Source organism: Megasphaera sp. ASD88 (assembly GCF_002287425.1).
Classification (GTDB): domain Bacteria; phylum Bacillota; class Negativicutes; order Veillonellales; family Megasphaeraceae; genus Megasphaera; species Megasphaera stantonii.
Map to the genome: position 1 here is coordinate 1 of NZ_NQXW01000017.1, position 24,897 is coordinate 24,897.

At 55.3% G+C, this 24,897-nt stretch carries 19 protein-coding genes and 3 pseudogenes; 18 read left to right on the top strand and 4 right to left on the bottom strand.

What is annotated here, in order from left to right; genetic code table 11:
* The 6 genes and pseudogenes from tuf to argH form a co-directional block, all read left to right on the top strand.
* Positions 1–290 (top strand): annotated as a pseudogene (gene tuf / locus CJ260_RS08955) (elongation factor Tu); the annotation flags it as partial.
* 213 nt (positions 291–503) lie between these two features.
* Positions 504–695 carry a hypothetical protein gene (locus CJ260_RS08960; protein ID WP_198947436.1) on the top strand — a complete coding sequence of 64 codons (192 nt, stop codon included), beginning with the start codon at positions 504–506 and terminating at the stop codon, positions 693–695.
* Positions 696–755: 60 nt separating this feature from the next.
* Positions 756–1,304 carry a hypothetical protein gene (locus tag CJ260_RS08965; RefSeq protein ID WP_095629946.1) on the top strand — a complete coding sequence of 183 codons (549 nt, stop codon included), beginning with the start codon at positions 756–758 and terminating at the stop codon, positions 1,302–1,304.
* Positions 1,305–1,317: 13 nt separating this feature from the next.
* Entirely contained in the window at positions 1,318–2,736 is a 1,419-nt protein-coding gene (locus tag CJ260_RS08970) for a hypothetical protein (RefSeq protein WP_095629947.1), read from the top strand.
* A 333-nt stretch (positions 2,737–3,069) separates the two neighbouring features.
* Positions 3,070–4,302 carry an argininosuccinate synthase gene (locus CJ260_RS08975; protein WP_095629948.1) on the top strand — a complete coding sequence of 411 codons (1,233 nt, stop codon included), beginning with the start codon at positions 3,070–3,072 and terminating at the stop codon, positions 4,300–4,302.
* 15 nt (positions 4,303–4,317) lie between these two features.
* Positions 4,318–5,751, top strand: coding sequence for an argininosuccinate lyase (argH, locus tag CJ260_RS08980; RefSeq protein WP_095629949.1), 1,434 nt, complete (start codon positions 4,318–4,320; stop codon positions 5,749–5,751).
* 63 nt (positions 5,752–5,814) lie between these two features.
* Here the strand turns inward: argH and CJ260_RS08985 are convergent, their stop codons facing one another.
* Entirely contained in the window at positions 5,815–6,702 is an 888-nt protein-coding gene (locus CJ260_RS08985; RefSeq protein ID WP_087478550.1) for a mechanosensitive ion channel family protein, read from the bottom strand.
* A 270-nt stretch (positions 6,703–6,972) separates the two neighbouring features.
* On the opposite strand from CJ260_RS08985, the gene CJ260_RS08990 reads away from it, so the two are divergent.
* The 7 genes and pseudogenes from CJ260_RS08990 (at position 6,973) to sdaAA (ending at position 18,870) form a co-directional block, all read left to right on the top strand.
* Positions 6,973–8,037: an ADP-ribosylglycohydrolase family protein gene (locus tag CJ260_RS08990; RefSeq protein WP_087478549.1), complete on the top strand. Its 1,065-nt coding sequence runs from the start codon at positions 6,973–6,975 to the stop codon at positions 8,035–8,037.
* 115 nt (positions 8,038–8,152) lie between these two features.
* A complete protein-coding gene (locus tag CJ260_RS08995; protein ID WP_087478548.1) occupies positions 8,153–8,902 on the top strand; it encodes an IclR family transcriptional regulator in 750 nt (249 codons plus the stop codon).
* Positions 8,903–9,133: 231 nt separating this feature from the next.
* A pseudogene (locus tag CJ260_RS13430) lies at positions 9,134–9,367 on the top strand (hypothetical protein); the annotation flags it as partial.
* An 876-nt stretch (positions 9,368–10,243) separates the two neighbouring features.
* Positions 10,244–13,672, top strand: coding sequence for a PD-(D/E)XK nuclease family protein (locus CJ260_RS09005; RefSeq protein ID WP_095629950.1), 3,429 nt, complete (start codon positions 10,244–10,246; stop codon positions 13,670–13,672).
* Complete coding sequence (gene addA, locus CJ260_RS09010) at positions 13,638–17,276, top strand: helicase-exonuclease AddAB subunit AddA (RefSeq protein WP_095629951.1); 3,639 nt, start codon at positions 13,638–13,640, stop codon at positions 17,274–17,276. Before CJ260_RS09005 ends, addA begins: the two co-directional genes overlap by 35 nt.
* Before the next feature lie 38 nt (positions 17,277–17,314).
* Positions 17,315–17,974: an L-serine ammonia-lyase, iron-sulfur-dependent subunit beta gene (sdaAB, locus tag CJ260_RS09015; RefSeq protein ID WP_087478545.1), complete on the top strand. Its 660-nt coding sequence runs from the start codon at positions 17,315–17,317 to the stop codon at positions 17,972–17,974.
* An 11-nt stretch (positions 17,975–17,985) separates the two neighbouring features.
* Entirely contained in the window at positions 17,986–18,870 is an 885-nt protein-coding gene (sdaAA, locus tag CJ260_RS09020) for an L-serine ammonia-lyase, iron-sulfur-dependent, subunit alpha (RefSeq protein WP_087478544.1), read from the top strand.
* A 100-nt stretch (positions 18,871–18,970) separates the two neighbouring features.
* On the opposite strand, the gene CJ260_RS09025 is transcribed toward sdaAA, so the two are convergent.
* On the bottom strand, positions 18,971–19,576 hold the full coding sequence (locus tag CJ260_RS09025; protein WP_198947438.1) for a GNAT family N-acetyltransferase: 606 nt from the start codon (positions 19,574–19,576) through the stop codon (positions 18,971–18,973).
* 109 nt (positions 19,577–19,685) lie between these two features.
* The gene (locus CJ260_RS09030) at positions 19,686–19,892 is read right to left on the bottom strand and encodes a hypothetical protein (protein ID WP_143747176.1); all 207 of its coding nucleotides are present in this window, start codon (positions 19,890–19,892) and stop codon (positions 19,686–19,688) included.
* Positions 19,893–20,088: 196 nt separating this feature from the next.
* Here CJ260_RS09030 and crcB point away from each other — a divergent pair, with 196 nt between their 5' ends.
* Complete coding sequence (gene crcB, locus CJ260_RS09035) at positions 20,089–20,469, top strand: fluoride efflux transporter CrcB (protein WP_232818767.1); 381 nt, start codon at positions 20,089–20,091, stop codon at positions 20,467–20,469.
* Between the two features lie 11 nt (positions 20,470–20,480).
* Here the strand turns inward: crcB and CJ260_RS13435 are convergent.
* A pseudogene (locus CJ260_RS13435) lies at positions 20,481–21,412 on the bottom strand (carbon-nitrogen hydrolase family protein).
* A gap of 170 nt (positions 21,413–21,582) precedes the next feature.
* Between CJ260_RS13435 and CJ260_RS09045 the strand changes: the two are divergent.
* From CJ260_RS09045 to CJ260_RS09060, 4 genes are read left to right on the top strand one after another with little or no spacing between them, the layout of a single operon-like run.
* On the top strand, positions 21,583–22,305 hold the full coding sequence (locus tag CJ260_RS09045) for a suppressor of fused domain protein (RefSeq protein ID WP_233127941.1): 723 nt from the start codon (positions 21,583–21,585) through the stop codon (positions 22,303–22,305).
* 51 nt (positions 22,306–22,356) lie between these two features.
* Positions 22,357–23,175, top strand: coding sequence for an FAD binding domain-containing protein (locus tag CJ260_RS09050; protein ID WP_095629952.1), 819 nt, complete (start codon positions 22,357–22,359; stop codon positions 23,173–23,175).
* 30 nt (positions 23,176–23,205) lie between these two features.
* The gene (gene yqeC / locus CJ260_RS09055) at positions 23,206–23,979 is read left to right on the top strand and encodes a selenium cofactor biosynthesis protein YqeC (protein WP_095629953.1); all 774 of its coding nucleotides are present in this window, start codon (positions 23,206–23,208) and stop codon (positions 23,977–23,979) included.
* 20 nt (positions 23,980–23,999) lie between these two features.
* Positions 24,000–24,887, top strand: coding sequence for a polysaccharide deacetylase family protein (locus CJ260_RS09060; RefSeq protein WP_095629954.1), 888 nt, complete (start codon positions 24,000–24,002; stop codon positions 24,885–24,887).
* Positions 24,888–24,897 lie beyond the last annotated feature (10 nt).

The window sequence follows — 24,897 nt, forward strand, 5'->3', positions numbered from 1 at the left end:
TTCATCCGCACACGACGTTCAAAGCACAGGTATACGTATTGACGAAGGATGAAGGCGGCCGTCATACGCCGTTCTTCAACGGCTACCGTCCGCAGTTCTACTTCCGCACGACGGACGTAACGGGCGTCATCAAATTGCCGGAAGGCACGGAAATGTGCATGCCTGGCGATAACGTAAAGATGGACGTAGAACTCATTACGCCGATCGCTATTGAACCGGGCCTCCGCTTCGCTATCCGCGAAGGCGGCCGTACAGTAGGCGCTGGCGTCGTATCCGAAATCGAAGCGTAATTCGCTGTAAGGTTACGAGCTGAATTAAGATATAGAAAGAGTTGCAAGCATTCTGATAGTTCCCATAGGTACATTTTTTGAATCGGGTGAATTGTCGGGCACAGAAGCGGACGGCAGAAGCCGTCCGCTTCTGTGTTTTTATGCCAATAACCGCATGATTGCTTCTTTTTCTGTAATTGTTTGGTGGGTGAGTTTTGCAAGCGGGTGCAGTTTATGTACGGCGGAAAACTGGAGAAGATCCGCTTTAAATACATCGGCTCATCCATCGAGGCTGTGCTGAACAGGTTGCCCACGGTGGAAATTATCTCGCAGGATGAAGGTGGTTGGATTGTGGAGGCAGAGGTGTTTGGGAAGGGGGGTGATATGTGGCTGAGAGGTCAAGGTAAATTAATTGTTCTTCAATGACGCGTGAAATCTGTTGTACCAATAGAAACCAATTGGGAATATAATTTATGGAGGCAGATTATGGGGGAATATGTAAAAGACAAAAAGGACATGAAATTTCAGAGCCAAGATGCTCTTAAAAGAGTTCAGTCAGTAATCGATGATGCAGATAAAGCATTAAACGACAAATCCAGAAAGATGAAAGATTCTCCTATTGGAGAAGCACTTGCAGGAGCAGTTGGTGTTGGTGTTGGAGCTGGTATCGGTTTTGCAGGATTGTATCTTGGTGGTACTGTAGCTGGGTTAAGCGCCGCAGGGATAACAAGTGGATTAGCTGCAGCTGGTGCGTTAATTGGTGGCGGAATGGTAGCCGGTATAGCGGTGTTAGCAGCTCCTGCCGTTGTTCTTGGTGGAGCTGGAGTGGGCATAGCATCCCATGTTAAGAATAAAAGATTGAGAGAAGCTAAAGAGCTGATTTACAAAAATGCTATTGCAAAACAGACAGCTATCTTAAAAGCTCTTAAAGATGAACGAGATGCTGATAAGGAGAGAATCGACTATTTGAATAGTTTGAATATTCTTTTGCAGGCTGCAATTAACGACTTGAAGCATGATTTAGGTATCACATAACAAGGGGGACATTATGAGTAGATTCAAATATTCCAGCGATGAGTTGGATATGAATAAGGTACTCAAGATGAATCAAGATGTATCCCAATCTATGTTGACTGACCAACAGATATCTCAGACAAGAAATAATGCTGATATCAACATTGAAGCATCTTTGACATTGTTGCGCTCTTTGGGCAAAGAGAGAGAAATTTTAAATCTTTCTGCGGATATTGCGTCTAAAGGAAGGGATAGGCATTTAGAGCATCGTCCGGTTTTGGAATCTTGGGAAGAAATTGTCGATCAAGCCAATCTCCACGAACCGACCGAAGTGGTTTTGGAAGATATTATGACCGAAGATGAGATTCAAAGTGCTTTTGCAGAGCTTGACTCTATAGAAGAACAGTTTTCTAAAAAAACAGGAATTATAAATAAAACTGACTTGTCATTCCTTGCGATTGCAACGGCCTTGCAAGTGGTAAAATCTCTTGTTTTCCCATATGTTGCAGATAAATTTGACTACGGAAAAAGTTTTGACCCATCAGAAAGATTGGATCATAATGATAGATCCATCGAAAAGGCTCATAAGGAAGCGAACGACAAGTTTCGTGACAAACGTATTGAAAAACATGGAACAGGGCATTGGATTAATATTCTTTATCAGACGGTTCCCTATGATATCACAAAAGGGGCGAAAGATTTAGGAATAAACATGGGCGGTAAATACCACCGAATGTACACCCTGGGACACGATCCGATTTTAGGTTGGATTTTCGGGACAGCAAATATTTTGACGGATTGCATTACATTTAACAACTTCCATACAAATAGAATTTCAAGAATTGATCCTGTAACAGGAACTAAGAAGATGGTAATTACATCGGAAGTTGTTTTTCTTGGAAAAATGTTTAGTGAATGTTACGAAGAAGTGAGAGCAGATCCATTAAATCTCCCGGCAGCACTCTTTGCTCAAGCACAGCATTTAAAATCTGACGAGTTTACAAAGTTGGGACTGCCTGTGCCAATCTTATCAAGCATTAACGAGGATTTTGCAAGTAAACTGTATAGCGAAAACTACGATGCGCTGTGTTTTGCGAGAGATGTAAAGATTGTCGGAACTTCTTTTGTAATATCCAAGCTGTTTGATATGATTATTTCTTTACTGCATGGTTTGTTTAGAAAAGACGGGGAAGATAAAAATTTCTACGAAGTAAGAAGCCGCAAAATCTTGTTGATTTCTAATGCAATTGCTTCATCAAGTAGCGTAATTAATGCTGCGATTACGAGTAATCCTAAGAATCTGGATATCGGCAGTTTACTTAATACTATGACACATTTGTTTACTGATATTAGGTTCATTTTGAAAATCAAGCAGGAGTTTATCGAAAACGAGATTGCGGAAAGAGTTCAAAAAGAGATTTCAGTGGTTGATGCGTTGTATAAAATAATTTAATTGATACAGTGAAAGAAAACAGTTCCTTAGAACTATATACAGCAGCCCGTGGTAGAAAATTTACTATCTTGCGAGCGCCAATTGGCCCTACCCAATAAAAAATTAGGGCCTGTGACGCCCCACAAGCCCTAATTACTTCTATACACGGCGTTAAGTCCCATAGGTTCATACTGTGTACCTATGGGGCTCAAGCATTGGCTTGCGGCTCTTTTTTAAATATCTTGCAAAAATTTATGCAATATACTTGCATATTATTCCAAATGGGTGTATACTAACACCCGTAGACAAGAATAGCAGTTACAGTATGTATGTTGCATAGAGGAGGAAGTTATCATGAGTGAAATCAAAAAAATTGTCTTAGCCTATTCCGGTGGTTTGGATACGTCCGTTATTATTCCCTGGCTGAAAGAAAATTATTCCGGCGCGGAAGTCATCGCGGCCTGCGCCGACGTAGGGCAGCCCGACGACTTTGAAGCTATTGAAAAGAAAGCTTACGCTTCCGGCGCTTCCAATGTATACATCATGGATATTAAAAAGGAATTCCTGGAAGAATATGTTTGGCCGACAGTAAAAGCCGGCGCCGTATATGAAGGCAAATATCTGTTAGGTACGTCCTTCGCCCGGCCTCTCATTTCCAAGAAGCTCGTCGAAATCGCCAAGCAGGAAGGCGCCGACGCCATCGCTCACGGCGCGACCGGCAAGGGCAACGACCAGGTTCGGTTCGAATTGACCGTAAAGGCCCTTGCTCCGGAAATAAAGCTCATCGCTCCCTGGAGAATGTGGGATATGAAGTCCCGTGAAGACGAATTGGTTTACGCTGAAAAACACGGCGTGCCCATCGATTATAAATCGGAAGAAAATCCCTATCCGTACAGCATGGACTGGAATATCTGGCATCTGAGCCACGAAGGCGACGATTTGGAAAATCCGGCCAACGCACCGAAGGATATGGTGTACATGGTCACGACGCCGCCGGAAAAAGCTCCCGACGTTCCCGAATATGTTACGATTGATTTCGAACAGGGCGTTCCCGTCGCCGTCAACGGCCAGAAGATGGGCGCTGTCGAACTCTTGACGGAACTCAACGCAATCGGCGCGAAAAACGGCGTCGGCATCGTCGATATCGTAGAAAACAGACTGGTCGGCATGAAGAGCCGCGGTATTTATGAAAACCCCGGCGGAGCGATTATCATGTACGCGCACAGAGAATTGGAATACCTGTGCTTAGACCGGGATACGTATCACTATAAAGAAAAGGTCGCCAACGAATACGCCGAACTCGTATACGACGGCAAATGGTTCTCGCCGCTGCGGGAAGCGCTGGACGCCTTCGTCAACGAAACGCAGAAAACCGTCACGGGCACGGTCAAATTGAAACTTTATAAGGGCAACATCATGAGCGCCGGCTCTACGTCGCCGTATTCCCTGTACAGCGAAGAATACGTCACCTTCGGCGAAGACGACGTATACGATCAGACCGACGCAGAAGGCTTCATCAACCTCTTCGGTCTGCCGCTCAAGATGCGGGCCCTCATGAAGCAGCACGCAGAAAAAGCAGGAAAATAAGGAGAGACTAGTACTATGAAATTATGGGGCGGCCGGTTTACGAAGGCCACGGATAAAAGCGTAGAAGAGTTTAACGCCTCCATCCAGTTTGACTGCCGCATGTATGCGGAAGATATTTGCGGCAGCATCGCCCATGCGACGATGCTGGAACGGCAGGGCATTATTTCTTCGGCAGATAAGGATGCGATCGTAGCCGGGCTGAAAGCCATCTACGAGCAAATTGAACAAGGTGAATTTGAATTTTCCGTCGAGCTGGAAGATATTCATATGAATATCGAAAAGCGCCTGACCGACGCCATCGGCGAAGCAGGCAAACGGCTTCATACGGGCCGGAGCCGCAACGACCAGGTAGCGCTGGACACGCATATGTACGCGCGCCGGGAAATCGCCGCGATTGCGAAATTGATTATCCAGCTGCAGAAATCCATCGTCAAAGCGGCAGAGAAGTACGGCGACGTCATCATGCCGGGCTATACTCATCTGCAGCGGGCTCAGCCCATCTTGTTCAGTCATCACCTGATGGCCTATTTCTCCATGCTGTCCCGTGATTTTGCTCATTTGAAATACGCCTGGGATATGGCCGATATGATGCCTCTCGGCGCAGGCGCGCTGGCCGGCACGACGTATCCCCTGGATCAGCCCTTTGTGGCCCGTACGCTCCATTTTGGCAAGATTTACGACAACAGCCTCGACGCCGTCAGCGACCGCGACTACATCATCGCCTTCCTGGAATTTGCGGCCCAGCTCATGATGCATTTGAGCCGGTTGTCGGAGGAATTCATCCTCTGGTCGTCGTCGGAATTCAAGTTCATTGAGTTGGATGATTCTCACTGCACAGGATCCTCCATTATGCCGCAGAAGAAGAATCCCGATATCTGCGAACTCGTCCGCGGCAAGACGGGCCGGTTCTACGGCCATCTCATGGGCGTGCTGACGATGATGAAGGGAATTCCCATGGCCTACGACAAAGACATGCAGGAAGATAAGGAAGGTCTGTTTGACGCCGTCGACAACTTGAAATTTGCCCTTACGATTTACGCCGCCATGATCGACAAGATGACGGTTAACGGGCAGCATATGCGCGACGTATTGGAAAGCGATTTTTCCAATGCGACGGACATGGCCGACTATTTGGCCAAAAAGGGACTGCCCTTCCGCGAAGCCCATGCCGTCGTCGGCAAGGCCGTCCACTACTGCATCGAGCAGGGAAAGGTGCTGCAGCAGCTCACGCTGGACGAACTGCAGTCCATGAGCCCCCTCTTTGCCGAAGATATTCACCACTTCCTGGACATCGAAACGTGCGTAAACCAGCGCAACACGTATAACGGCACGTCGCCGGCCTCGGTAAAGCGCCAGTGCGAAGCCGGCCGCGGAGCCATCGCCGCCGAGGGAGAAACAGCCGCGCTGTGGAACGATACGGTAGCCTCGGTGTACGAGTTGTTAAAATAGTAAAACAGGATATGACAAAAGGCCATCGCTTGGTGCGGTGGCCTTTTTGCTGTGCGGCGAATGTCAGTTGTCTTTTTGTTCCGCTTTTTGTACGTATACGACGCGCTGCGGGTAGGGGATTTCGATGCCGTTAGCGTCGAAGGCGTCTTTTACGGCCGACATGATGTCGTACGTTGTGGGGATGACGTCCTGGCGCCGCACCTTGGGATAGGCGGCGATGCGGACGGAGTTGTCGGCGAATTCTTTAATGCCGATTTCCATCGTATCGTTGTTGAGGATGCGCGGGTCTTTGGCGAATATATCCTTCAGGACGGCGATGGCCTTGTGATGGTCGTTATTGTAGCTGATATCGAAGAGGAAGGGAATAAACCGTTCGTCCAGGTAGGAGCTGTTCGTGACCTGGGAAGAGGTAATGAGCGAGTTGGGGATGAATACGGTTTTGTTGTCCTTGGTGATGATGGCCGTGTTCAGCACCTGAATGGCCTTGATGCTGCCTTCGACGCCGCCGATATTGACCCAGTCCCCGGCCTTAAAGGGCTTAAAAATGAGGATGAGCAGGCCTGAGGCGAAGTTTGACAGATTGTTCTGCAGGGCCAGGCCTACGGCTAAGCCGAAGGCGCCGAAGACGGCGATAAAGGACGTCGTCGGCACGCCGAGCTTGTTGACGGCGGACAGGACGACGAGAGCCATGACGGCGTAATAAATGATCTGGCTGACGAAGGTGATGACGGTGTGGTCGTAGTTGGCGTGAGTCATCATGCGCACGGCGATATTCTTCAGCAGCTTGGCGATATACCGGCCAATGATGAAGATGACGATGGCAAATAGAATGTCCGGCCCGCGGTCAATCAGCAGATTTGTAATGCGGTCCAGCATGGTCACGCCCTGGGCGACCTGTTCCTTTACGTCTTGGGCGACGGCAGCCGTCGCGGTAGCAGTAGATGTATTCATAGTCTGATCCTTTCTTAAAACAAAAGTCCCTTGACGGCGCCGCAGTACGCCGTTACGGTTCATTATACAGGATTCGCCTGATTTTTGTAATCCCATGGGGGTATATATCATACAAAAATAGGCAAGTACGAGTGAGATGCCTGTCTATGTCAAGATATCATTTGCGTATGACCGCTAGTATCTGGTATACTGTATATGTGTAAAACTAATATTATATCTAATAATGGCGATAATGTAAATGTCTTTTTTGATTTTTTTGGAGGTATAGCCATGGACGGAGCGGAACGGTTTGTAGGATGCATGTTGGGCGGCGCGGCAGGCGATGCATTAGGGTATCTCATCGAATATGTCGATTTGAAGACGATTCATAAGAAATACGGCCCCTATGGGCTGCGGACCGTATTGAAATTGGAAGCGAACGGCAAGCGGGGCATCATTTCCGACGATACGCAGCTGGCCTTGTTTACGGCCGATGGACTGCTCTGGGCTAAGCACGACGGCCTTGCGCCGGAGGAAGGGCTGTACCGGTCTTACATGCGCTGGTATTATACCCAGACCGAGCGGATTATCCGGCCCGAGCATGCGCGGTGGATGAAAAAGCAGGCCCATGAAGAATCGTTGGGATACGACCTCATGGGCGAACCGTTGCTGTTTGCCCGCCGGGCCCCCGGCAAGGCCTGCTTGATTGCCCTGGCGTCGGGGCTGCGCTTTACGAAGGAGAAAAAAGCCAATGCCTGCAAGAGCAGCGCCGCCCTGCGGACCGGGCCCGTCGGATTGTTTTATGCCGGCGATGCCGACGCGGCCTTTGCCGTGGGCTGCCGGGCGGCGTTGCTGACGCACGGCGGCGCGACGGCTTATTTAGCGGCGGGAACGTTCAGCGCCATCATTTCGCTGCTGGCCGCCGGAAAGACGCTGGGGCAGGCCGTTGTTGGCGCTTTCGAGCGTCTGCAGCAGGAAGAAGGCGGCGTCGAACTATGGAAGACCTTGCAGGCAGCCGTCGACGAAGCTATGAGCGACAGAAACCCCGTGCGGTCCATGAAGAAGCTCGGCCTGGGCTGGAATGCCGACGAAGCGCTGGCCTTGTCCTTATACTGCGTCATGAAGACGACCTCTCTGAAGGACGCCGTCATCATGGCCTGCAATCAGGACGGCGACAGCGATACGTGCGGCGCCGTCAGCGGCAGCATTGCCGGCGCGTTGTACGGCGCGAAAGACGTGCCTAAGAACTGGCTGACCCACATGGAATGCCTGGATCTCCTGCAGGGGCTGGCGAAGGGATTATACGAACAGGGCGTCGGCTCTGCGGCGGCAGAAGCTAAGGAAACGGACGAGTAAACGTACATATTGACATCCTTCCCAATGTACGTATAATGAAACGTAAGACTGCGCCGACGCAACAACCATTGCGTTGGCGGGAACTGCACGCTGTTGGCAGGAAGGAGCGGAACGTATGATAGAATCAATTGACCGGGCGCTGGCAATCCTTCAACTCTTTTTACAGGAAGAAGCGCCTTTGAGCCTTACGCAGATCAGCAAGAAGATGGGAATGCACAAGAGCACTGTGAGCCGGACCCTGGATACGCTGGAGGGGCGGGACTTCGTGCGCCGCGACGGCGAAACGGGTCTGTATTGGCTGGGCCTGCAGGTGTACTCCCTGGGCATGCTGTTCCGCGAAAAGGAATCCTTTCAAAAGGTCGCCTACCCCTATGCGAAGGCCCTGGCGCTTCAATGCAAGGAAAGCGTCCACATGACGACCTTCGTCCAGTCCGACGCGCCGTATCCGCAGCACGTCATCCTGGAAAAGATCAAATCGCCGCAGACCGTCGACATGGCTCCGCCTATCGGCGCGATCCGGCCCAGTTACTGCGCGGCATCGGGAAAATGCCTTTTGGCCTTTTCCGAATCATACTGCCGCCGGTACGCAGGATGCAAGCTGAAGAAGTTTACGGAGTATACGATTACCGACTGGGACGAGCTGCTGAAGGAGCTGGAAGCCATTCGGCGCAACGGCTACGCCATTGAGCGGGAAGAAGTCGAACTGGGCATGACCTGCATTGCCGCGCCTATTTTTTCAAATCACGAAATCATAGCCGCCATCAGCGTGTCCGGCCCGGTATCCCGCGTGACGGAAGACATGCAGGAGCAGATTATTCAGGCCGTCAAGAAGACGGCCGCTGAGATTACCCAGGCCCTGCACTAATATGTGTTATGTGAATTATTTGCTATACGATGTATGCCATAAAAGAATACGCAATATGTATTGGATGAAATGAAATTTTATGGTAGAATGGAGTGTGGATAAGGGGGCAGCCGCGCCAGTGTGTCTGTTTTGAGCCGTATGAAAATCCTTTTATTCTTACGGCGGTAAAGCGGTGTGGGAGCATATTGACGGCGACTGCTCAAGAGTTGAGGCGAAAGAGACATGAACAGCATGATACATGAAGCAGCGGAGCCGGCAGTTCGCGTCAGGCATCCGTACAAGACAAGAGAAGGCGGGGCGACGGTGACGGTATTTGTGCCGTATAACTGCCGCAATCACTGCCCGTTCTGCATTAATAAAGAAGAATATTCCGATATGACGGGGTTTTCGGCGGAAAAAATCTGTGAAAGCATCGCCCGCATGGACGCCATCACGCCGTACTGCGATTTTGTGTTTACCGGGGGCGAGCCCTTCGCAGACCTGGATTCGCTGCAGCATATGCTCGACTGCATTCCCCGTACGCATAAGGTATATATCAATACGACGCTGCCTGTGTCGGAGTTTCAGACCGAAGACGATATTATCGCCTTTACGCAGCGCAATAAGGACAAGATTACCTGCATCAACGTGTCGCGCCACATGCAGCACTATGTCGTAGAATCGAACGACGAATTGCTGGGGCGCCTGGCCGTGCCGTTCCGAATCAACTGCGTGCTGTATAAAAACTATCCGCCCCGCGATTTGATCCCGTATTTGGAACGGTTTCATGCCATTCCCGGCGCGTCGATCCAATTCCGTTTCGACTATACGGAAACGACGCCGGAAAACCTGTACGATGAAAAGAACGACAAAATTCTTCACGATTTGAAGTACATCGCCCGCTATACGGGGCTGGACGGCTGCCGTATGCGCTGTGGCTTCCATTTCGATTACAAGGGGATGGAACTGACCTATCACAAGACCCTTCCGTACAGCACTATTGTGGAACGGGATGAAAGGGACGGCGTGACCTACGATATCCTGTACGATATCCTGATCAAGCAGAATGGCGACATCCACTCCGATTGGGACGGAACGATGATGGACGTAGACGCATACCGCCGTGTCGTGTTTGAACCGTACGATTTGAAGTGGCTCTATCGGGAAGAACGGCGGCGCGCGCCGTTTCTGAAATCGGCCTGCGCAGCTATATAATTGCATAACAAACTGGGAGATCCGGCAGAGGCGAATCGCTTTGCCGGACTTTTTTTGCATGGGCATTTCGGTTTTATGCGTGCAGAAAATATGATACAATAATTGAAAATGTAATTTCAGAGTGCACAGTGGAAGGGAGGAGTTGCCGTGGCGCTGACTGTTTTGTTTGGCAAGGGCCGAAGCGGAAAAACGGAATATTGCTTTTCGCAGATGAAGGCCGAAGCGGCCCAGGGCCGCCGCACGCTGCTCATCGTGCCCGATCAGGCGTCGTATAACGCGGAGCGGCGGTTTGCTGAGTCGCTGCCGGAAAAGGGCTTTATGGGGACGCAGATCGTCGGGTTTTCGCGGCTGGCCTACCGCGTATTTCAGGAAAAGGGCAAGGACTGCGCCTTCGTATCGGAATTGGCGCAGAAGCTCATCTTGCAGCGGCTGCTGCGGCGGCACGCCGACGAGTTTACGGTGCTGCAGACGGCGGCGCGGCAGGATAATTTCGTAGAAACGGCCGGCCGGTTTATCGGCGAGTGCCGTTCCTTCTGCATTGGCCCTGACATGCTGCGCCATGCCGCGTCCCTGCTGGGCAGCCAGACCTTGAGCCGCAAGCTCATGGATATCGCGCTGCTGTATCAGGGGTATACGGCCTATTTAGAGGAACGGTTCGGCAGCGCCGACGATACGATGACCGTACTGGCAAGGGAAATTCCTTCGTATTCCTTTTTGCAGGGCGCTCACGTATGGGTTGACGGGTTCCAGTGGTTTACGCCGCGGCAGCTGGAAGTGCTGCAGGCCATCGAACAGACGGCGGCGCAGGTGACGATTACCCTGACGATGGACCCGGACCGCGTCGAGGCGCAGCGTCGGGAAACAGCCCTGTTCCACCGGCCCTATGCCGTGTACCAGGAGCTGCGCCGCATATTCCCGCACCTGGAGGTACGGCGCGTCGCCGGGACTGACGAAGGGGGCCTGGCCGTATTTTTGAATGAATTTTTCCGTCCCGTGCCGCCGGTACAGGCTGAGGCCGTAAAGGGCTTGATACTGACGGAATGCGGAAACAGGATACTGGAGCTCGACGCGGCGGCCCGACGCATTCAGGCCTTGTGCCGACGGGGATACCGCTACCGCGATTTTCTTATTTTAGCGCGAACCGGCGAGTCCTATTACCATATTGCCGAGGAAATATTCGCCAAATACGGCATTCCTTTTTTCAGCGATTACCGGCGCCCTATGACGTCCCATCCTGCGGCGGAGGCTATTTCCTCCCTGCTGGACGTGTTTACGTCCCGATGGGCTCACGAGCCGTTGTTTCAGCTGCTGAAGACGGATTTGTTCCCTATCAGCCGGTGTGATGCCGACGATTTGGAAAACTATTGCCTGGCTTACGGCATCCGGGGCTATCACTGGCTGGCCGGCGAAGACTGGCAGTACGGAAGAAGCCGCTATATCGAGGAAGGCCATGGCGTAGACGAAGGCGAAGAAGAAACGATACGGCATGTCAATGGCATCCGCCGCGCCGTATGGGACGCCCTGCGGCCGTGCTGGGAAGAGGCGCAGGAAGACCATTCCCTGGCAGACTGGTGCACGCTGCTGTACCGATGGCTGTACGACCTGGGCGTTCCCCAGTCGCTGCAGCAGTGGAAACGCGATGACGAAGGGGCCGGACGGGCTGCTGAAGGAAAGGAACACGAGCAGGTCTGGAAGCGCATCGTCGCCTTCCTTCATGAAATCGTCCGCGTGTGCGGCGACGACGTCGTGCCGCTGCAGGAGTTTTCCCAGATCGTAAAGGACGGGCTGGAGCAGCTGAAATTCAGCTTGATTCCGCCGACGCTGGACCACGTTACGTTTACGTCGGTCGAACGGGGATACACCATGCAGGCCCGCGTCGTCTTCCTATGCGGCCTGAACGACGGCGTGTTCCCCCAGCGCACGAGCGAAGAAGGCATGCTGAACGACGCCGAACGGCGGAAGCTGGAGGCCCTGGGCGTCCGGCTCGGCCCGGACAGCCGGTTCCGTTCGTTCCAGGAAAAATTCCTCTTTTATCTGGCTGCCGGCCGGGCCGGAGAGCAGCTGCACCTGTCGTATATTCTGGCCGGCGACGACGGCGGGGCGATGGAGCCGTCGTCGTGGATTCGGCAGATAGAAGAAAAGGGCTATGTCGATGCTGTCGGCCATGAAACGGGGATGATCGAAGGAGGACGTGAGGCCGAGTTCATTACGTCCCTGCCGGCGTCCCTGTCGTGGCTGCCTGTCATGCTGCGTCCTGCGGCAGAGGGCAAAGAGACGGACGACGTTTGGTGGGCCTTGTACGACTGGGCCTGCAGCCACGGCTGGAAAGAGCGGGCGGCGCAGGCCGTGCAGGGATTGTTTCACCGCAATCAGCCTCTGCGGCTGCCGGCGACGCTCGTCAAGCGGCTGTACGCGCCCGACGGCGTCCTGCGGGGCTCCGTCACGAAATTTGAGCAGTACCGCAGCTGTCCCTTCGCCTATTTTGCCCGCTACGGCCTGCTGCTGGAAGAACGGCAAATGTATCACTTTTCCGCCCCCGATCTGGGCATGCTCGTCCACGGTGCGCTGCGCATCTTAGGCGAGGACCTGCTTCGCGAACACAAGCAGTGGCGCGACCTCCGAGCGGAAGATATTCCGGCCGCGTGCCGCCAGGCTACGGAACGGCTCGCCCCGTATATACAGCACGACATCCTCATGTCCAACGCCTATTTCGCGCAGATCAAGGAACGCCTTATTCGAACCCTGGCCCGGACGGTGCGGCGTCTTTGCCAGTTCAGCGAGTCGTCCCAGTTTCATATGGAAGGGCTGGAAAAGGCCTTCGGCCGCAAGGGCAGCCCGTGGGAGGCTCTGCGCTTTACCTTGCCCGACGGCTTGGAAGTCGTCGTCACCGGGCAGATCGACCGCGTCGATTCCATGCGGGACGGCGACGCCAAGTACGTCGTCGTCATCGACTACAAATCGGGGCGGAAGCAGCTCGATTTGAGCCAGGTATTTGTCGGCCTGGAGCTGCAGCTCCTGACGTACATGTACGTAGCGCTTCTGAACATGGGCGAAGACGCCGTGCCGGCGGCTATCTTGTACTGCTACGTCCGCAACGACAAGACGTCCCTGGACCACGTAGCCGACGAAGAGGAAAAGAAGACCTTATACGATAAAAAAAGCCGCCTCAGCGGATATTATCTCGACAACAGCCAGGTCATGACGGCCTTGGATACGTCGATGGAAGGCTATTCGGAATTTTTAAATTTGCGGTTAAAAAAAGACGGCACCCTGAGCAACGTATCCCATACGATGTACGATGAAGCGGGATGGCAGAAGCTGCTGACGCTGGCCGTTGCGCGGATTCGCGAAATCGCCGGCCGTATAGACAGCGGCGACATCGCCGTGCGGCCTATTTTATTGGGGCAGGCCAGCCCGTGCCGCTATTGCCCCTATCACGCCGTCTGCCGGTTTGACGCGCAGCTGCCCGACAACGGCTACGACGTCGTGACGATACGGAAAGAGGATTTGCTGGAAAAACTGGACGAAGGAGGGAGCGAACATGGCGTGGACACCGGAACAACAGGCGGCCATTGACAGCCGGGGGCAGACGCTGCTGCTGTCTGCCGCGGCCGGATCAGGCAAGACGGCCGTTCTCGTAGAGCGCATTATCCGCCGGCTCCTCGACAAGGACGATCCTGTCGACATTACGGAGCTGCTGGTCGTGACGTTTACGAAGGCGGCGGCGGCGGAAATGCGGGAACGCGTAGGCGCGGCCCTGGCCCAGGTATTGGCCGATACGGGCGACGCGGCCGTAGAGCGCCAGCTGGCGCTGCTGCCGTCGGCCCACATATCGACGCTTCATTCCTTCTGCCAGGACGTCATACGCAAGTATTTCTATACCATCGATATAGACCCGCGCGTGACGATTGCCGGCGAGGAAGAGCTGCGCCTGCTGCGCAAGGGCGTGCTGGAAGCCGTGTTTTTATCTTATTATGAAGACGAAGAGAAAGCGCCCTTTCTCTATCCGCTGGCAGATATGTTCGGCAATGACCGGGGAGACGACGCGCTCATGGATACGGTCAGCCGCATGTACGACTATTCGCGCAGCATGCCCTGGCCCCGGAAATGGCTGGACGATGCGGCCGAAGCCTATGACGTGCCTGACGGCGCGTCTATCGACGAAATGGCTTGGTGCGAGCCCGTCAAAAAGCTGGTGCGGAGCAGCGTAGAGGAACAGATCGGACGGTACGAAGGCCTCTTGGGCGAGATGAAGGCCCGCCCGGCCTTTGCCGGCCCGTACGCCGATTTCGCCGCCGAAGCCGATTCGCTGCGGCGCGTGCTGGAGCGCACCGCCTGGGACGATATGCGGAAGGCCGTCATGGCCGTAGAATTTCCCCGCTTAAAGGGGCTGCGCAAGCTGTCTGACGAAGATAAGGCCTTCTGGGAACAGTGCAAGGCCGTGCGCAGCGACGTGAAAAAGGAAATTGCCGAAGGCCTTCAGACGCCTTATTTTTCCGTTGCATCCGACGTCTGGCTGGACGGCGTGAGAGCGATGGCGCCGGTCATGAAAGGGCTGGTGCGGCTGACGGCTGATTTCGCCGAGGCCTATGGGGCGGCGAAAAAGGAAAAGGGCTGGATCGATTTCAGCGATTTGGAACATTTCTGCCTGCAGATTCTCCTGTCGCCGCAGTCGGAGCCGGATCATCCCGTGCCTTCGGCGGCAGCGGAAGAACTGCGCCAGACCTATAAGGAAGTGCTCATCGACGAATATCAGGATACGAACGGCGTGCAGGAACTGATTACGGCCTTGATTTCCCGCGGCGACAACCGCTTCATGGTCGGCGATATCAAGCAGAGCATCTATCGCTTCCGCCTGGCGGACCCAACGCTGTTTCTGGAAAAATACAGGTCTTTCAGCCGCGATGCCGACGCCGTGCAGCGCTGTATCGACTTGGGAAGGAACTTCCGCAGCGCTCCGAATATCCTCGACGCCGTCAACGAAGTGTTCGCCAGGACGATGACCGAAGAAGCCGCCGGTATGGGCTATGGCGAACGGGAACGGCTCTATGCCGGACGAACCGCCCCGGAAGACGAACGCTGGGTCGGCGGCCCTGTCGAGGTGCATATCGTCGATACGGCGCGGGACGACTCGCCGGCAGATGAAGAGACGCCGGAACGGGACATGACGGCCTTTGAGCAGGAATGCCAGGTCATCGCCGAATCGATTTGCCGGCTGAAGGAACAGGGAAAGATGGCCGCCCGCAAGGACGGCACGCTGGAGCCTCTGGCCTATCGTCATATCGTCGTGCTCCTGCGATCCATGGCCGGGAAGGCGGACGTGCTGCTCCGCGTCCTCCAGGCTTATGGCATTCCGGCCTATGCGGAACAGAACGGCGGCTATTTTGCGGCCATAGAGGTGCAGACCGTCTTGTCGCTTCTGCGCTGCATCGACAATCCCGAACAGGATTTGCCCATGGCGGCGGTCCTGCGCTCTCCCATCGCGGCGATGGACGAGCCGTCGCTGGCTGAGCTGCGCCTGGCCGGAGAGCAGTCCCTGTGGCGGAACCTGCCGGCATACGCCGCATCCTTGGAAGAGGGAGAAGAAAAGGAACGATTGCTGGGCTTCTGCGCCAAACTGCAGGCCTGGCGGACGTACAGCCGCCGGCACGGCGTGGCGGAAACGCTGCAGGAATTGTATCGGGATACGGGCTATTATGATTACGTCGGAGGAATGCCCGGCGGCGCTGTCCGTCAGGCTAATCTGCAGGCCCTGTACGACAGGGCGCGGCAGTATGAAGCTTCGGGCTTCCGCGGGATATTCCGCTACCTGCGCCTCATCGACAAGATGAAGGAAGACGGGCTGGACCTGGCTCCGGCCAAGGTGCTGAGCGAGCGGGAAGACGTCGTGCGCGTCATGAGCATCCACAAGAGCAAGGGGCTGGAATTTCCCGTCGTCATTGCCGCCGATATGGGCAAGGCCTTCAACCGCCAGGACATGCATTCCCTCATCTTGTTTCACAATACCCTGGGAATCGGCCTGAAGCAGTACGATGCCCAGTGGCGCATGGCCTATCCGACGCTTTTATGGAACGGCATCTGCGCGCAGATCGGCTGGGAAAGCACGGCTGAGGAAGAACGGGTTCTCTACGTAGCCATGACGAGGGCCAGGGATAAATTAATACTTACGGGCCATACGTCTCACTTGGAGCGGGACTGGCAGCGCTGGCGCGGCCAGGTCAATCCGGCCCGGGCCCGTTCGTATTTCGACTGGGTCCTTCCCGGCGTCGCGTCGCGGCCGGAAAGCGAGGCCTGGCTCCTGGGCGGCGCGCCGTCGTGGCAGAGCGGGCTGTGGCAGGTAACGATTCATAGCCGTGTCGGCGCGGCTGCGGCTGATGCAGGGGAGCAGGCGGAAGAACCGCGCCTGGCCCGGCTGAAGGAGGGGCTGCCGACGGGAACGGCGGCGCCCCTGTGGATGGAACAAGCCCTGACGTGGACTTACGGCTACCCGGCGGCGACGGAGACGGCGGCTAAATTTTCCGTATCAGAAATCAAGCGGCAGTATAATCTCCGTTACGCCGAAGCAATGGAGGAAGAACAGCCGCCGGCTTCCCCACTAGCCGGCATCGCCGAGGACGAAGATGCCTTCGGCCCGACGCCGCCCTGGCTTGCGGAACAAGACGGCAGCGCCGGCGGCGCATGGCGGGGAACTGTTATGCATAAGGTCATGCAGTATATTCAGCTGACGCCGGATATGACCGACGGGGATATACGGCGGCAGATGGCGTCGTGGCAGGCTGACGGGCTGTTTTCCGAAGAAGAGCTGCGGCTCGTCTTCGTGCCGTCTGTGCAGCGCTTCTGCAGCTCCCCTCTGGGGCGGCGCATGGCCTTGTCTTCCGACGTGCGGCGCGAATATCCTTTCAGCGTGCTCCTGCCCGGAGGCGGGTATTTGCCGGCCCTGGAAGAGGGGGAACGAATCCTCGTGCAGGGGGTCGTCGACTGCCTGTTTTGGCAGGACGGCCAATGGGTCCTCGTCGACTATAAGACAGACCGCCTGCCCGATGAAGAGGCCTTTCGGCGGCGCTACGCCGTGCAGCTGGCGTTGTACTGCCAGGCTGCTTCGCAAGTCCTCGGCGCTCCCGTCGGCAGCGCGTACATATACAGCTTTTATTTAGATAGAGAAATTGCCTTTTCATTTTAAATTTTATCCATATAGGTAAGAGTACAAGGAGGTATAGTATGGGAGTTTTTGATGTAGTCGGCCCGGTCATGATCGGTCCGTCCAGTTCTCACACCGCCGGCGCGGCCCGCATCGGCCTCATGGCCCGGGAAATCCTGAAGGATGAGCCTGTAGAAGCTGTGATTACCTTATACGGCTCTTTTGCCAAGACGTACAAGGGCCATGGCACGGATAAGGCCCTGGTCGCCGGATTACTAGGCTTTTCAGCCGACGACGTCCGCCTGCGCACATCCTTTGACCTGGCAGCCCAGCAGGGGATGAATGTCGTATTTCAGCGCTCGGAAGCGGAGGTAGACCATCCCAACACGGTGCGCATCGCCATGACGGGCAAGACGGGAAAGAAGATGGAAGTGCTGGGCGTGTCCCTCGGCGGCGGCAAAATGGAAATCCGCGAGATCAACGGCGCCGGCGTCCTGCTCAGCGGCGAAGAGCATACGCTGATTACGGTGCATCGCGATAAGCCCGGCGTCATCGCCCAGGCCACGACGATTTTGGCTATCGGTCACATCAACGTATCGAACATGCGCGTATTCCGCAGCGCTAAAAATGCGTCGGCCGTTATGATTGTCTGCACGGACAGCCCGGTTCCGCAGGAAATGGTCAGCATGATTCAGAATATTTCCGGAATTGAAAGCGTCGTCACGCTGCTGCCGTTATAGGAGGATAGGATATGTACCAGTACGAATATAAAACCCTTCACGAACTGATGGATGCGGCGACAACACACAACCTGTCTTTGTCGGAAGTCGTCGTGCGCCACGAAATGGAAACGTCGGAACAGACGGAAGAAGCCGTACGCAGCCGCATGGAAGGCCGGCTGGCCGTATTTAAGGAATCTATCGACGCCGGCTTGAGCGATACGGAAAAATCCGTAAGCGGCCTCGTCGGCGGCGATGCCGACAAGCTCCTGAAAGCGGCGCCGAAGCTGCTGGGGCCGCTGGCGAAGAAAGCAGCCGTCTACGCCCTGGCGGTCAGCGAAGCCAACGCCAAGATGTTTAAAATCGTCGCCTGCCCGACGGCAGGGTCCTGCGGCATCGTGCCGGCCGTCATGACAGCCGTAGCCGAAGAGCTGGACGTCGATACGGAAACGAGCGTCAACGCCCTGTTTACGGCTGCCGGCGTCGGCGCCGTCGTATCGCGCAACGCCTCCGTGGCCGGCGCTGTCGGCGGCTGTCAGGCCGAATGCGGTACGGCTGCCGCTATGGCTGCCGCCGCAGCTGCTGAAATGGCCGGCGGGACGAACGATCAGATACTGCAGGCCTTCGCCCTCTGCATGAAAAATACGCTGGGGCTGGCCTGCGACCCCGTAGCCGGGCTGGTCGAAGTTCCCTGCGTCAAGCGCAACGCCTGCTACGCTATCCTGGCGATTACGGCGGCCGAAATGGCCCTGGCCGGCGTGCGCAGCGTCATTCCGCCTGACGAAGTCATCGAAGCGATGAACGAAATCGGCCGGATGATGCCCGTTGCATTGAAGGAAACGTCCGACGGCGGCCTGGCTAAGACGGCGACAGGCAAGGCCATTGCCGAACGCTTGGAACGGTCCATGGCCGAATAACGGCATAGAGATATAAAAAAAATCGTCCTCGCGGCGATAGGTTTTTTCCTTACTAGGTATTCCGGCAAGGAGAAAGCCCATCGCGCAGGGACGATTTTTTTTATTCTTGCCCGTTCAGGATGCGGCGCAGCCTGGGACGGAGGACGGGAAAGGGGATGACCGGTTCGGGAACGGCCGGATGGTCGCTGAGAAACTTTTCCATCCAGGCGACGTGGTACCAGCGGCTGAATTTGTAGCCGCAGCTGTGAAAGATCCCGACCATGGCGTATCCCATATGAGCGTGGAACTGGACGCTGTTTCGCGTTACGTATTCGTCGTCGGCGTCGGGACAGGTGATGCAGGCGTTCAAATTGACGATGTGCTGCGCCTTCGAGACGGCTTCGAGCGCTTCATACAGCTTTCGGCCGATTCCTTGGCGGCGACAGTCCCGGCGTATGTACAGCGACGTTTCGGCGGACCAGTCGTAGGCGGCGCGGCCGGAAAAGGGCCCGGTGTAGGCGTAGCCTGCAGGGCATCCCTGATGCTCGGCGACGAGATAGGGATATTTAGTCAGCGTCGCGGCGATTCTGCCCGTAAATTCTTCCAGGCTGGGAACGGCGTATTCGAAGGTAATGGCGGTATGCTGCACATAAGGAGCGTAAATCGCCAGAAGGGCTGCGCCGTCTTCAGGCGAAGCCGCGCGGATGATGATGTCGTCTTGGTTCATGAAGGCCTCCCGTGTTGTTGAAGGGGTATCTAAATATAAGACGAGCTGCCGCAGCAGCCAAAGGCGTACGTGCAGCAGCTCGTCAGAGGGGGAATGAGCGTGGGTATACTTATTTTTGAGCCATTGCGGCGCGAACGGCGCCGCCGCTTTTTTCATATACGTTTACGCGGCTTTGGGCGAAGGCCGGATGGCCTTCCAGGCGGCGGTAAATCGTACGGCACAAGCCTGCTGAAATCGGCGTATCTTTAGGCTGGTTCATAAAAGCGATAAGCAATTCAGATTCGAATTGACTCAGCTCCACACATCGTGTTTTCATAGCGTCATCCCTTTGCGTAAATAAATTTTGTTAGCCTGCGGCATATGTATTCATTGTCATTTTACTATATTTCCTGCCCTTTTACAAGGGATTTATGGGCTGGGCACAGCGTATTGTTATGCCCTTTCCTATTTTATGGAGCAGTAAAACGTGGTACAATAGGGACGTCATACGCTAAACTAAGGAAGTGGTTTTTATGATGCAGCATATACTGGCCGTGGCTGTCGGCGGCGGCATCGGAGCCGCTCTGCGGTATGCCGTCACGCTCCTTGCCAACGCGCACGGCGGCGTCGCCTTCCCTTATGGGACTGTTTTGGTCAATATCATAGGCTCTTTTCTCATCGGCCTGCTCATGATGTATTTTCAGGCCCAGGCCGACTTGCCGCCGTCGGTGAAGCTCTTTGCCGTCACAGGCGTCCTCGGCGGCTTTACGACCTTTTCCACCTTTAATATGGAATTGCTGACCTTTATCCGGGCCGGCGAGATGGGCTTTGCCCTGCTGTACGGCGGCCTGAATGTTGTCGGCGCGTTTTTATTCTGTTGGCTGGGCCTGGCGGCGGGGACGGCGCTGTGGTAAGGGAAACGGATTTATTTCCCGTCGCGGACGGTAAGCTCTAAAATGTCGGGCCGCGCATAGTGGCCGACGCCGTCGAACTCCATGTGGCTCATCGGCACGGCGTCCATGTCGAGGTCGGCATAGATGATGGCTTCCTGATTCCATACGGGCTCGATGACGCAGTGGCCGTAGGGATCGATAATACAGCTGCCGCCGATGCACGTTTCGTCTTTCAGCCTGGCGATTTCGTCTTTCGCCAACAGCGAGTCAGGATACATGGCCTTCGTAAAGTACTGGTCGGCGTTGATGACGTAGCAGTGGCCTTCGATGGCGATGTGCCGGATCGTGTCCTGCCATTCGGGATTGTCGTTGGTATTAGGAGCAAGATACAGGGAGACTCCCTGCTGATACAAGGCGACGCGGGCCAGGGGCATGTAATTTTCCCAGCAGATAAGGGCGCCCATGGGGCCCACGGCGTGTCCGTGATGGGAAAATACGTGTCGGGGTCGTGCGAATCGGCCCAAATATACCGTTCCGCTCCCGTCGGCTTTATCTTGCGGTGCTTTGCGGCAAGCTTGCCGTCGGGAGAAAAGACGAGGTTTGTGCAGTACAGGGAATAGTTTGTGCTGTCCCGCTCCGTAATGCCGATGCTGACATAGGCGCCGGCTTCTTTGGCGGCCTTGCCGATGCGGTCGGTGTCGGCGCTGGGGACGACGACGGAATTATCGTAGTATATCTTCCAGTCCTTGCGGCCGTCTTCGGACCGGCTGCCGACGTTGAAGCCGAAGGTCAGCCCGTAGGGATAGCAGGGGACGAGGGATTCGGGAAAGACGATGAGTTCGGCGCCGTGCGTTCCTGCTTCGGCGATTTGGCTTACGACCTTATCGAGGGTCGCGTCCTTGTCAAACATGACCGGCGACGCCTGCACGACGGCGACGCGCAGATTTTTTTTCAGTATTTTCATAGGTGTGGCCTCCTTTGCATGAATATAATCTGATTGTATCAATAAAACGGCGGTTTGCGAAGAGGGGCCTTCGAGTTTGACGCGATTGCCTCGTTCCTATGTGGATATTATACATAGGATATAGCCGCCATTTATGCTATAATATGACTGAACTGGTGAGGAGGGATACAGTGCGCATAGATATACAACAACGACCTTCGCGATTTTTCGCCATGAACGACGCCGGCCCCATGCCGCTTCGTCACGGCGAGTACGGCGAACAGGTGCAGGACTACTTTCATAAGCTGTTTCCCCACCGCGAATGGAAGGTTTTTTCCGACACGACGGCCAGCCCGATTCCCATCAGCGTGGAAATGCTGTACCCGACCGTAGAGGAGCCCTTTTATCTCCTGCATACGATAGGGATGAGCGCCGTTCCCATGCATTACCCTGCCGGCAGGCTGGAAATGGGCCACGAGGTGTACGGCGAGCTGTGCATGATTTTGCCGGCAGACTGGCCCTTCGGCAAGGGGATGGACGTCGCCCTGACCGACGCCGCGGCCTGGCCGATTTGGATGCTCATGGAGCTGGGGCGCTTTCCCCACGTGCATCAAATCTGGATATCCTATGGGTTTATCCTGCCCAATACGGAGACGTGCGAGCCCTTTTCGCCGATGACGGACTTGTCCGGCGTCATCATCGTCCAGTTTGAAGGCGAGCTGGGGGCTCTGACTATGGCTGACGGCACGACGGTCGAGCTGCTCATGCCGATCCTGGCCTATAAGGAAGAGCTGGACCTGTGCGATGAAATCGGCGTCGACGCCGTCATAGATGAAATTCTGGAAAGCAACAGGGGTTCCTTTGCCCTGGATGTCCGCCGCGCCAATGTGGCTGCCGGCGGCACATATGAATAAAAAGACAAGATAAAGCGAATATATATAAACAAGAAAGGAGATGCACCCAGTTTGGTTACAAGTGATACGATTGCAGTACCGCAGAGCCCGGAAGAGGCGTACCAGGTATACCGCGACGCTGCTTCCGCCGTATTTTTGGCTGGAGCCCAGGGCTTAAAATACAAGAAAGACCATTACGGCCTCATCGTCGACTTATCGAAGGCCGGGCTGCGGTATATCCGCGACGCCGGCGACGAAGTGGCTATCGGAGCCATGACGACGCTGGCCGACTTGGAGAAATCGCCGGTCGTGCAGGCCATCGCCGGCGGCGCCATATGCCGGTGTATTCGGGATATCAAGAATTCCGACGAAAAGAAAGCGACGATTGGCGGAGTCGTCGCCGTGAAGGCGCCCTTTTCCGTCGTACTGCCCGTGCTGATGTCGCTGCGCGTCGACGTCGTCTTGGAAGGAAAGGGGCGCATGAACCTCGTCGACTATATTCCCTGCCCGCCGATGCGGGAGATGGTTTCGCAGGTCGTCATTGCAAAGGAAGAGGTATACACGGCCTTTGCGGCCTATCGCAAGCTGCCGACGGACGAACCGTACCTGACGGGAGCAGTAGCGGCCCTGGATGACGAATGGCGCGTCGTCGTAGGCGGCCGGCCCGGCGTCGCTGCTATTGCCGAAACGGCCAGCGCGGAGCTGACGGAAAAGGGAATGGCCGTACGGGAAAACGTGGCCCATCTGGCCAGCGAGGAATTGGACTTTGCCAATTACGGCACCTGTTCCGAGCAGGAACGGCGGAGCCTGACTGTCGACATGGTCCGCAAGCTGATTAAGGAAGCGTGGAAAGGCCGCAGCGCCCAGCTGCAGAAGGCCGGAAAAAGATAAAGGGCATCATCAAAAGGAGGAGATTCGTCTATGTATCAAGATAATCGGTGGCTGCGCATGCTGAAGCCGGGCATTACGGCAATCGTCGGGGCCGGCGGCAAGACGACTGTATTGGAACGGCTGGGGAAATACGGCCACAACAGCAAGCTGCCCATCATGATCAGCAGCACCGTCCCTATGGACAGCGCTTACATCGATAACGTAGAGACCTTCGACGTCATCTGCACGTCCGACGTCGAAAAAGGAGAAGCGTTCTGTGCAGCCCGCATTGCCGACGGCCGCGTGCCGGCCTGGTTCTGGGGCCTCGATGGAAACGACTGCTACGCAGGCCTGCCTCCGAAGGTCATCGAACAGCTCAAGGTACGGCATCCGGCCTGGTATATCCTCATCGAAGGCGACGGGGCCAAGGGCAAATGGCTGAAAGCGCCTCTTCCCGACGACGTGCCCGTCCCGGTAAACTGCGATACGATTATTGGCGTGCTGAACCTGCAAATGCTGGGAAACTCGCTCCTGCCGGAAAAGGTAGAGGGCATTGAAACGGCGACGATGATCATGGGCCGGTCTCAGGGCGCCGTCATTACGCCGGCCATGCTGGCCAAGCTCATCAAGCATCCCCGCGGCATGTTCCGCGGCATGCCCTGCGCCCGCATTTTGTTCTGCACGGGGTATAACGCCGTGCAGCACCGCATGACGGAAGCCTTGCTGGACGAAATGGAAGATTTCGGACTGGTCGCCAGCGTATTGGCCGACGGCTACAGGGAAGCCTGCACTATTCGCCAGTACGTTTCCTACGAACCTAGATAGAAAGAAAGCGCTTACAGTATATGATAGCAAAATTGAAATTAGCCTTGGGCTGCGTGCTCATCGTCATCCTGGCTTCGGCCGGCCTTACGATGCACGTCATGAGCCATTCCTTCGACCGGGTGCGGTCCGTCGTCCTGCCCTTTGAACGACAAGCCAAGGAGGTATACGTAGGAGATGCATTTTCCCTGCCGCCGGCGGACAACGACCTGCCCGTATACGACCGGTATACGACGCGGGAACGCCGGGCCAAAGGGCTGCCGCAGACGTACGGCGCGAAGCGTTCTTACTTTTACGGCGACCACGTCGCCTACCTGACCTTTGATGACGGGCCGAACCGGGCGAATACGGAGAAAATACTGGATATCTTAGAGCGTGAGCATATACGGGCGACGTTCTTCCTGACCGGGCGGAACGTAGGCCGCTATCCCGACGTGGTGCGCCGCATATATCAGTCGGGCCATGCCATCGGCGTCCATTCGTACAGCCACGACTACAAAAAATTATACAGCTCTCCCCAGGCCTATATAGACGAGCTGCTGAAAACGGAAGAGATGATTTACCATATCATCGGCGTCCGGCCGGTCATTTCCCGGGCGCCGGGCGGTACAGCCGGCCACTTCACGAAGGAATACTGGCAGGCGATTCAGGATATAGGATACGTCGACATCGGCTGGAACGCCTTGACGGGCGATGCCGACGGCACGGGCAAAACGGCGGCGAAGGCCGTGGAAAACCTGCGGAGCCAGCTGGTGGCCAGACCGTATTTAAATACGCATCTCATCATATTAATGCACGATGCTGCCGGTCATGAAGAGACGGTCAAGGCCCTGCCGCCCATCATCGCCATGCTGAAGCAGCAGGGCTATACGTTCCGCGTCGTTACGCCGTCGACGCCGCCAGCCTGGTAGGGTGTAAATT

What these genes read in the sequence shown, in the direction of transcription:
- CJ260_RS08960 (WP_198947436.1), top strand. Translation starts at nt 504, where the DNA reads ATGTACGGCGGAAAACTGGAGAAGATCCGCTTTAAATACATCGGCTCA.
- CJ260_RS08965 (WP_095629946.1), top strand. Translation starts at nt 756, where the DNA reads ATGGGGGAATATGTAAAAGACAAAAAGGACATGAAATTTCAGAGCCAA.
- CJ260_RS08970 (WP_095629947.1), top strand. Translation starts at nt 1,318, where the DNA reads ATGAGTAGATTCAAATATTCCAGCGATGAGTTGGATATGAATAAGGTA.
- CJ260_RS08975 (WP_095629948.1), top strand. Translation starts at nt 3,070, where the DNA reads ATGAGTGAAATCAAAAAAATTGTCTTAGCCTATTCCGGTGGTTTGGAT.
- argH (WP_095629949.1), top strand. Translation starts at nt 4,318, where the DNA reads ATGAAATTATGGGGCGGCCGGTTTACGAAGGCCACGGATAAAAGCGTA.
- CJ260_RS08985 (WP_087478550.1), bottom strand. Translation starts at nt 6,702, where the DNA reads ATGAATACATCTACTGCTACCGCGACGGCTGCCGTCGCCCAAGACGTA.
- CJ260_RS08990 (WP_087478549.1), top strand. Translation starts at nt 6,973, where the DNA reads ATGGACGGAGCGGAACGGTTTGTAGGATGCATGTTGGGCGGCGCGGCA.
- CJ260_RS08995 (WP_087478548.1), top strand. Translation starts at nt 8,153, where the DNA reads ATGATAGAATCAATTGACCGGGCGCTGGCAATCCTTCAACTCTTTTTA.
- addA (WP_095629951.1), top strand. Translation starts at nt 13,638, where the DNA reads ATGGCGTGGACACCGGAACAACAGGCGGCCATTGACAGCCGGGGGCAG.
- sdaAB (WP_087478545.1), top strand. Translation starts at nt 17,315, where the DNA reads ATGGGAGTTTTTGATGTAGTCGGCCCGGTCATGATCGGTCCGTCCAGT.
- sdaAA (WP_087478544.1), top strand. Translation starts at nt 17,986, where the DNA reads ATGTACCAGTACGAATATAAAACCCTTCACGAACTGATGGATGCGGCG.
- CJ260_RS09025 (WP_198947438.1), bottom strand. Translation starts at nt 19,576, where the DNA reads ATGAACCAAGACGACATCATCATCCGCGCGGCTTCGCCTGAAGACGGC.
- CJ260_RS09030 (WP_143747176.1), bottom strand. Translation starts at nt 19,892, where the DNA reads ATGAAAACACGATGTGTGGAGCTGAGTCAATTCGAATCTGAATTGCTT.
- crcB (WP_232818767.1), top strand. Translation starts at nt 20,089, where the DNA reads ATGATGCAGCATATACTGGCCGTGGCTGTCGGCGGCGGCATCGGAGCC.
- yqeC (WP_095629953.1), top strand. Translation starts at nt 23,206, where the DNA reads ATGTATCAAGATAATCGGTGGCTGCGCATGCTGAAGCCGGGCATTACG.
- CJ260_RS09060 (WP_095629954.1), top strand. Translation starts at nt 24,000, where the DNA reads ATGATAGCAAAATTGAAATTAGCCTTGGGCTGCGTGCTCATCGTCATC.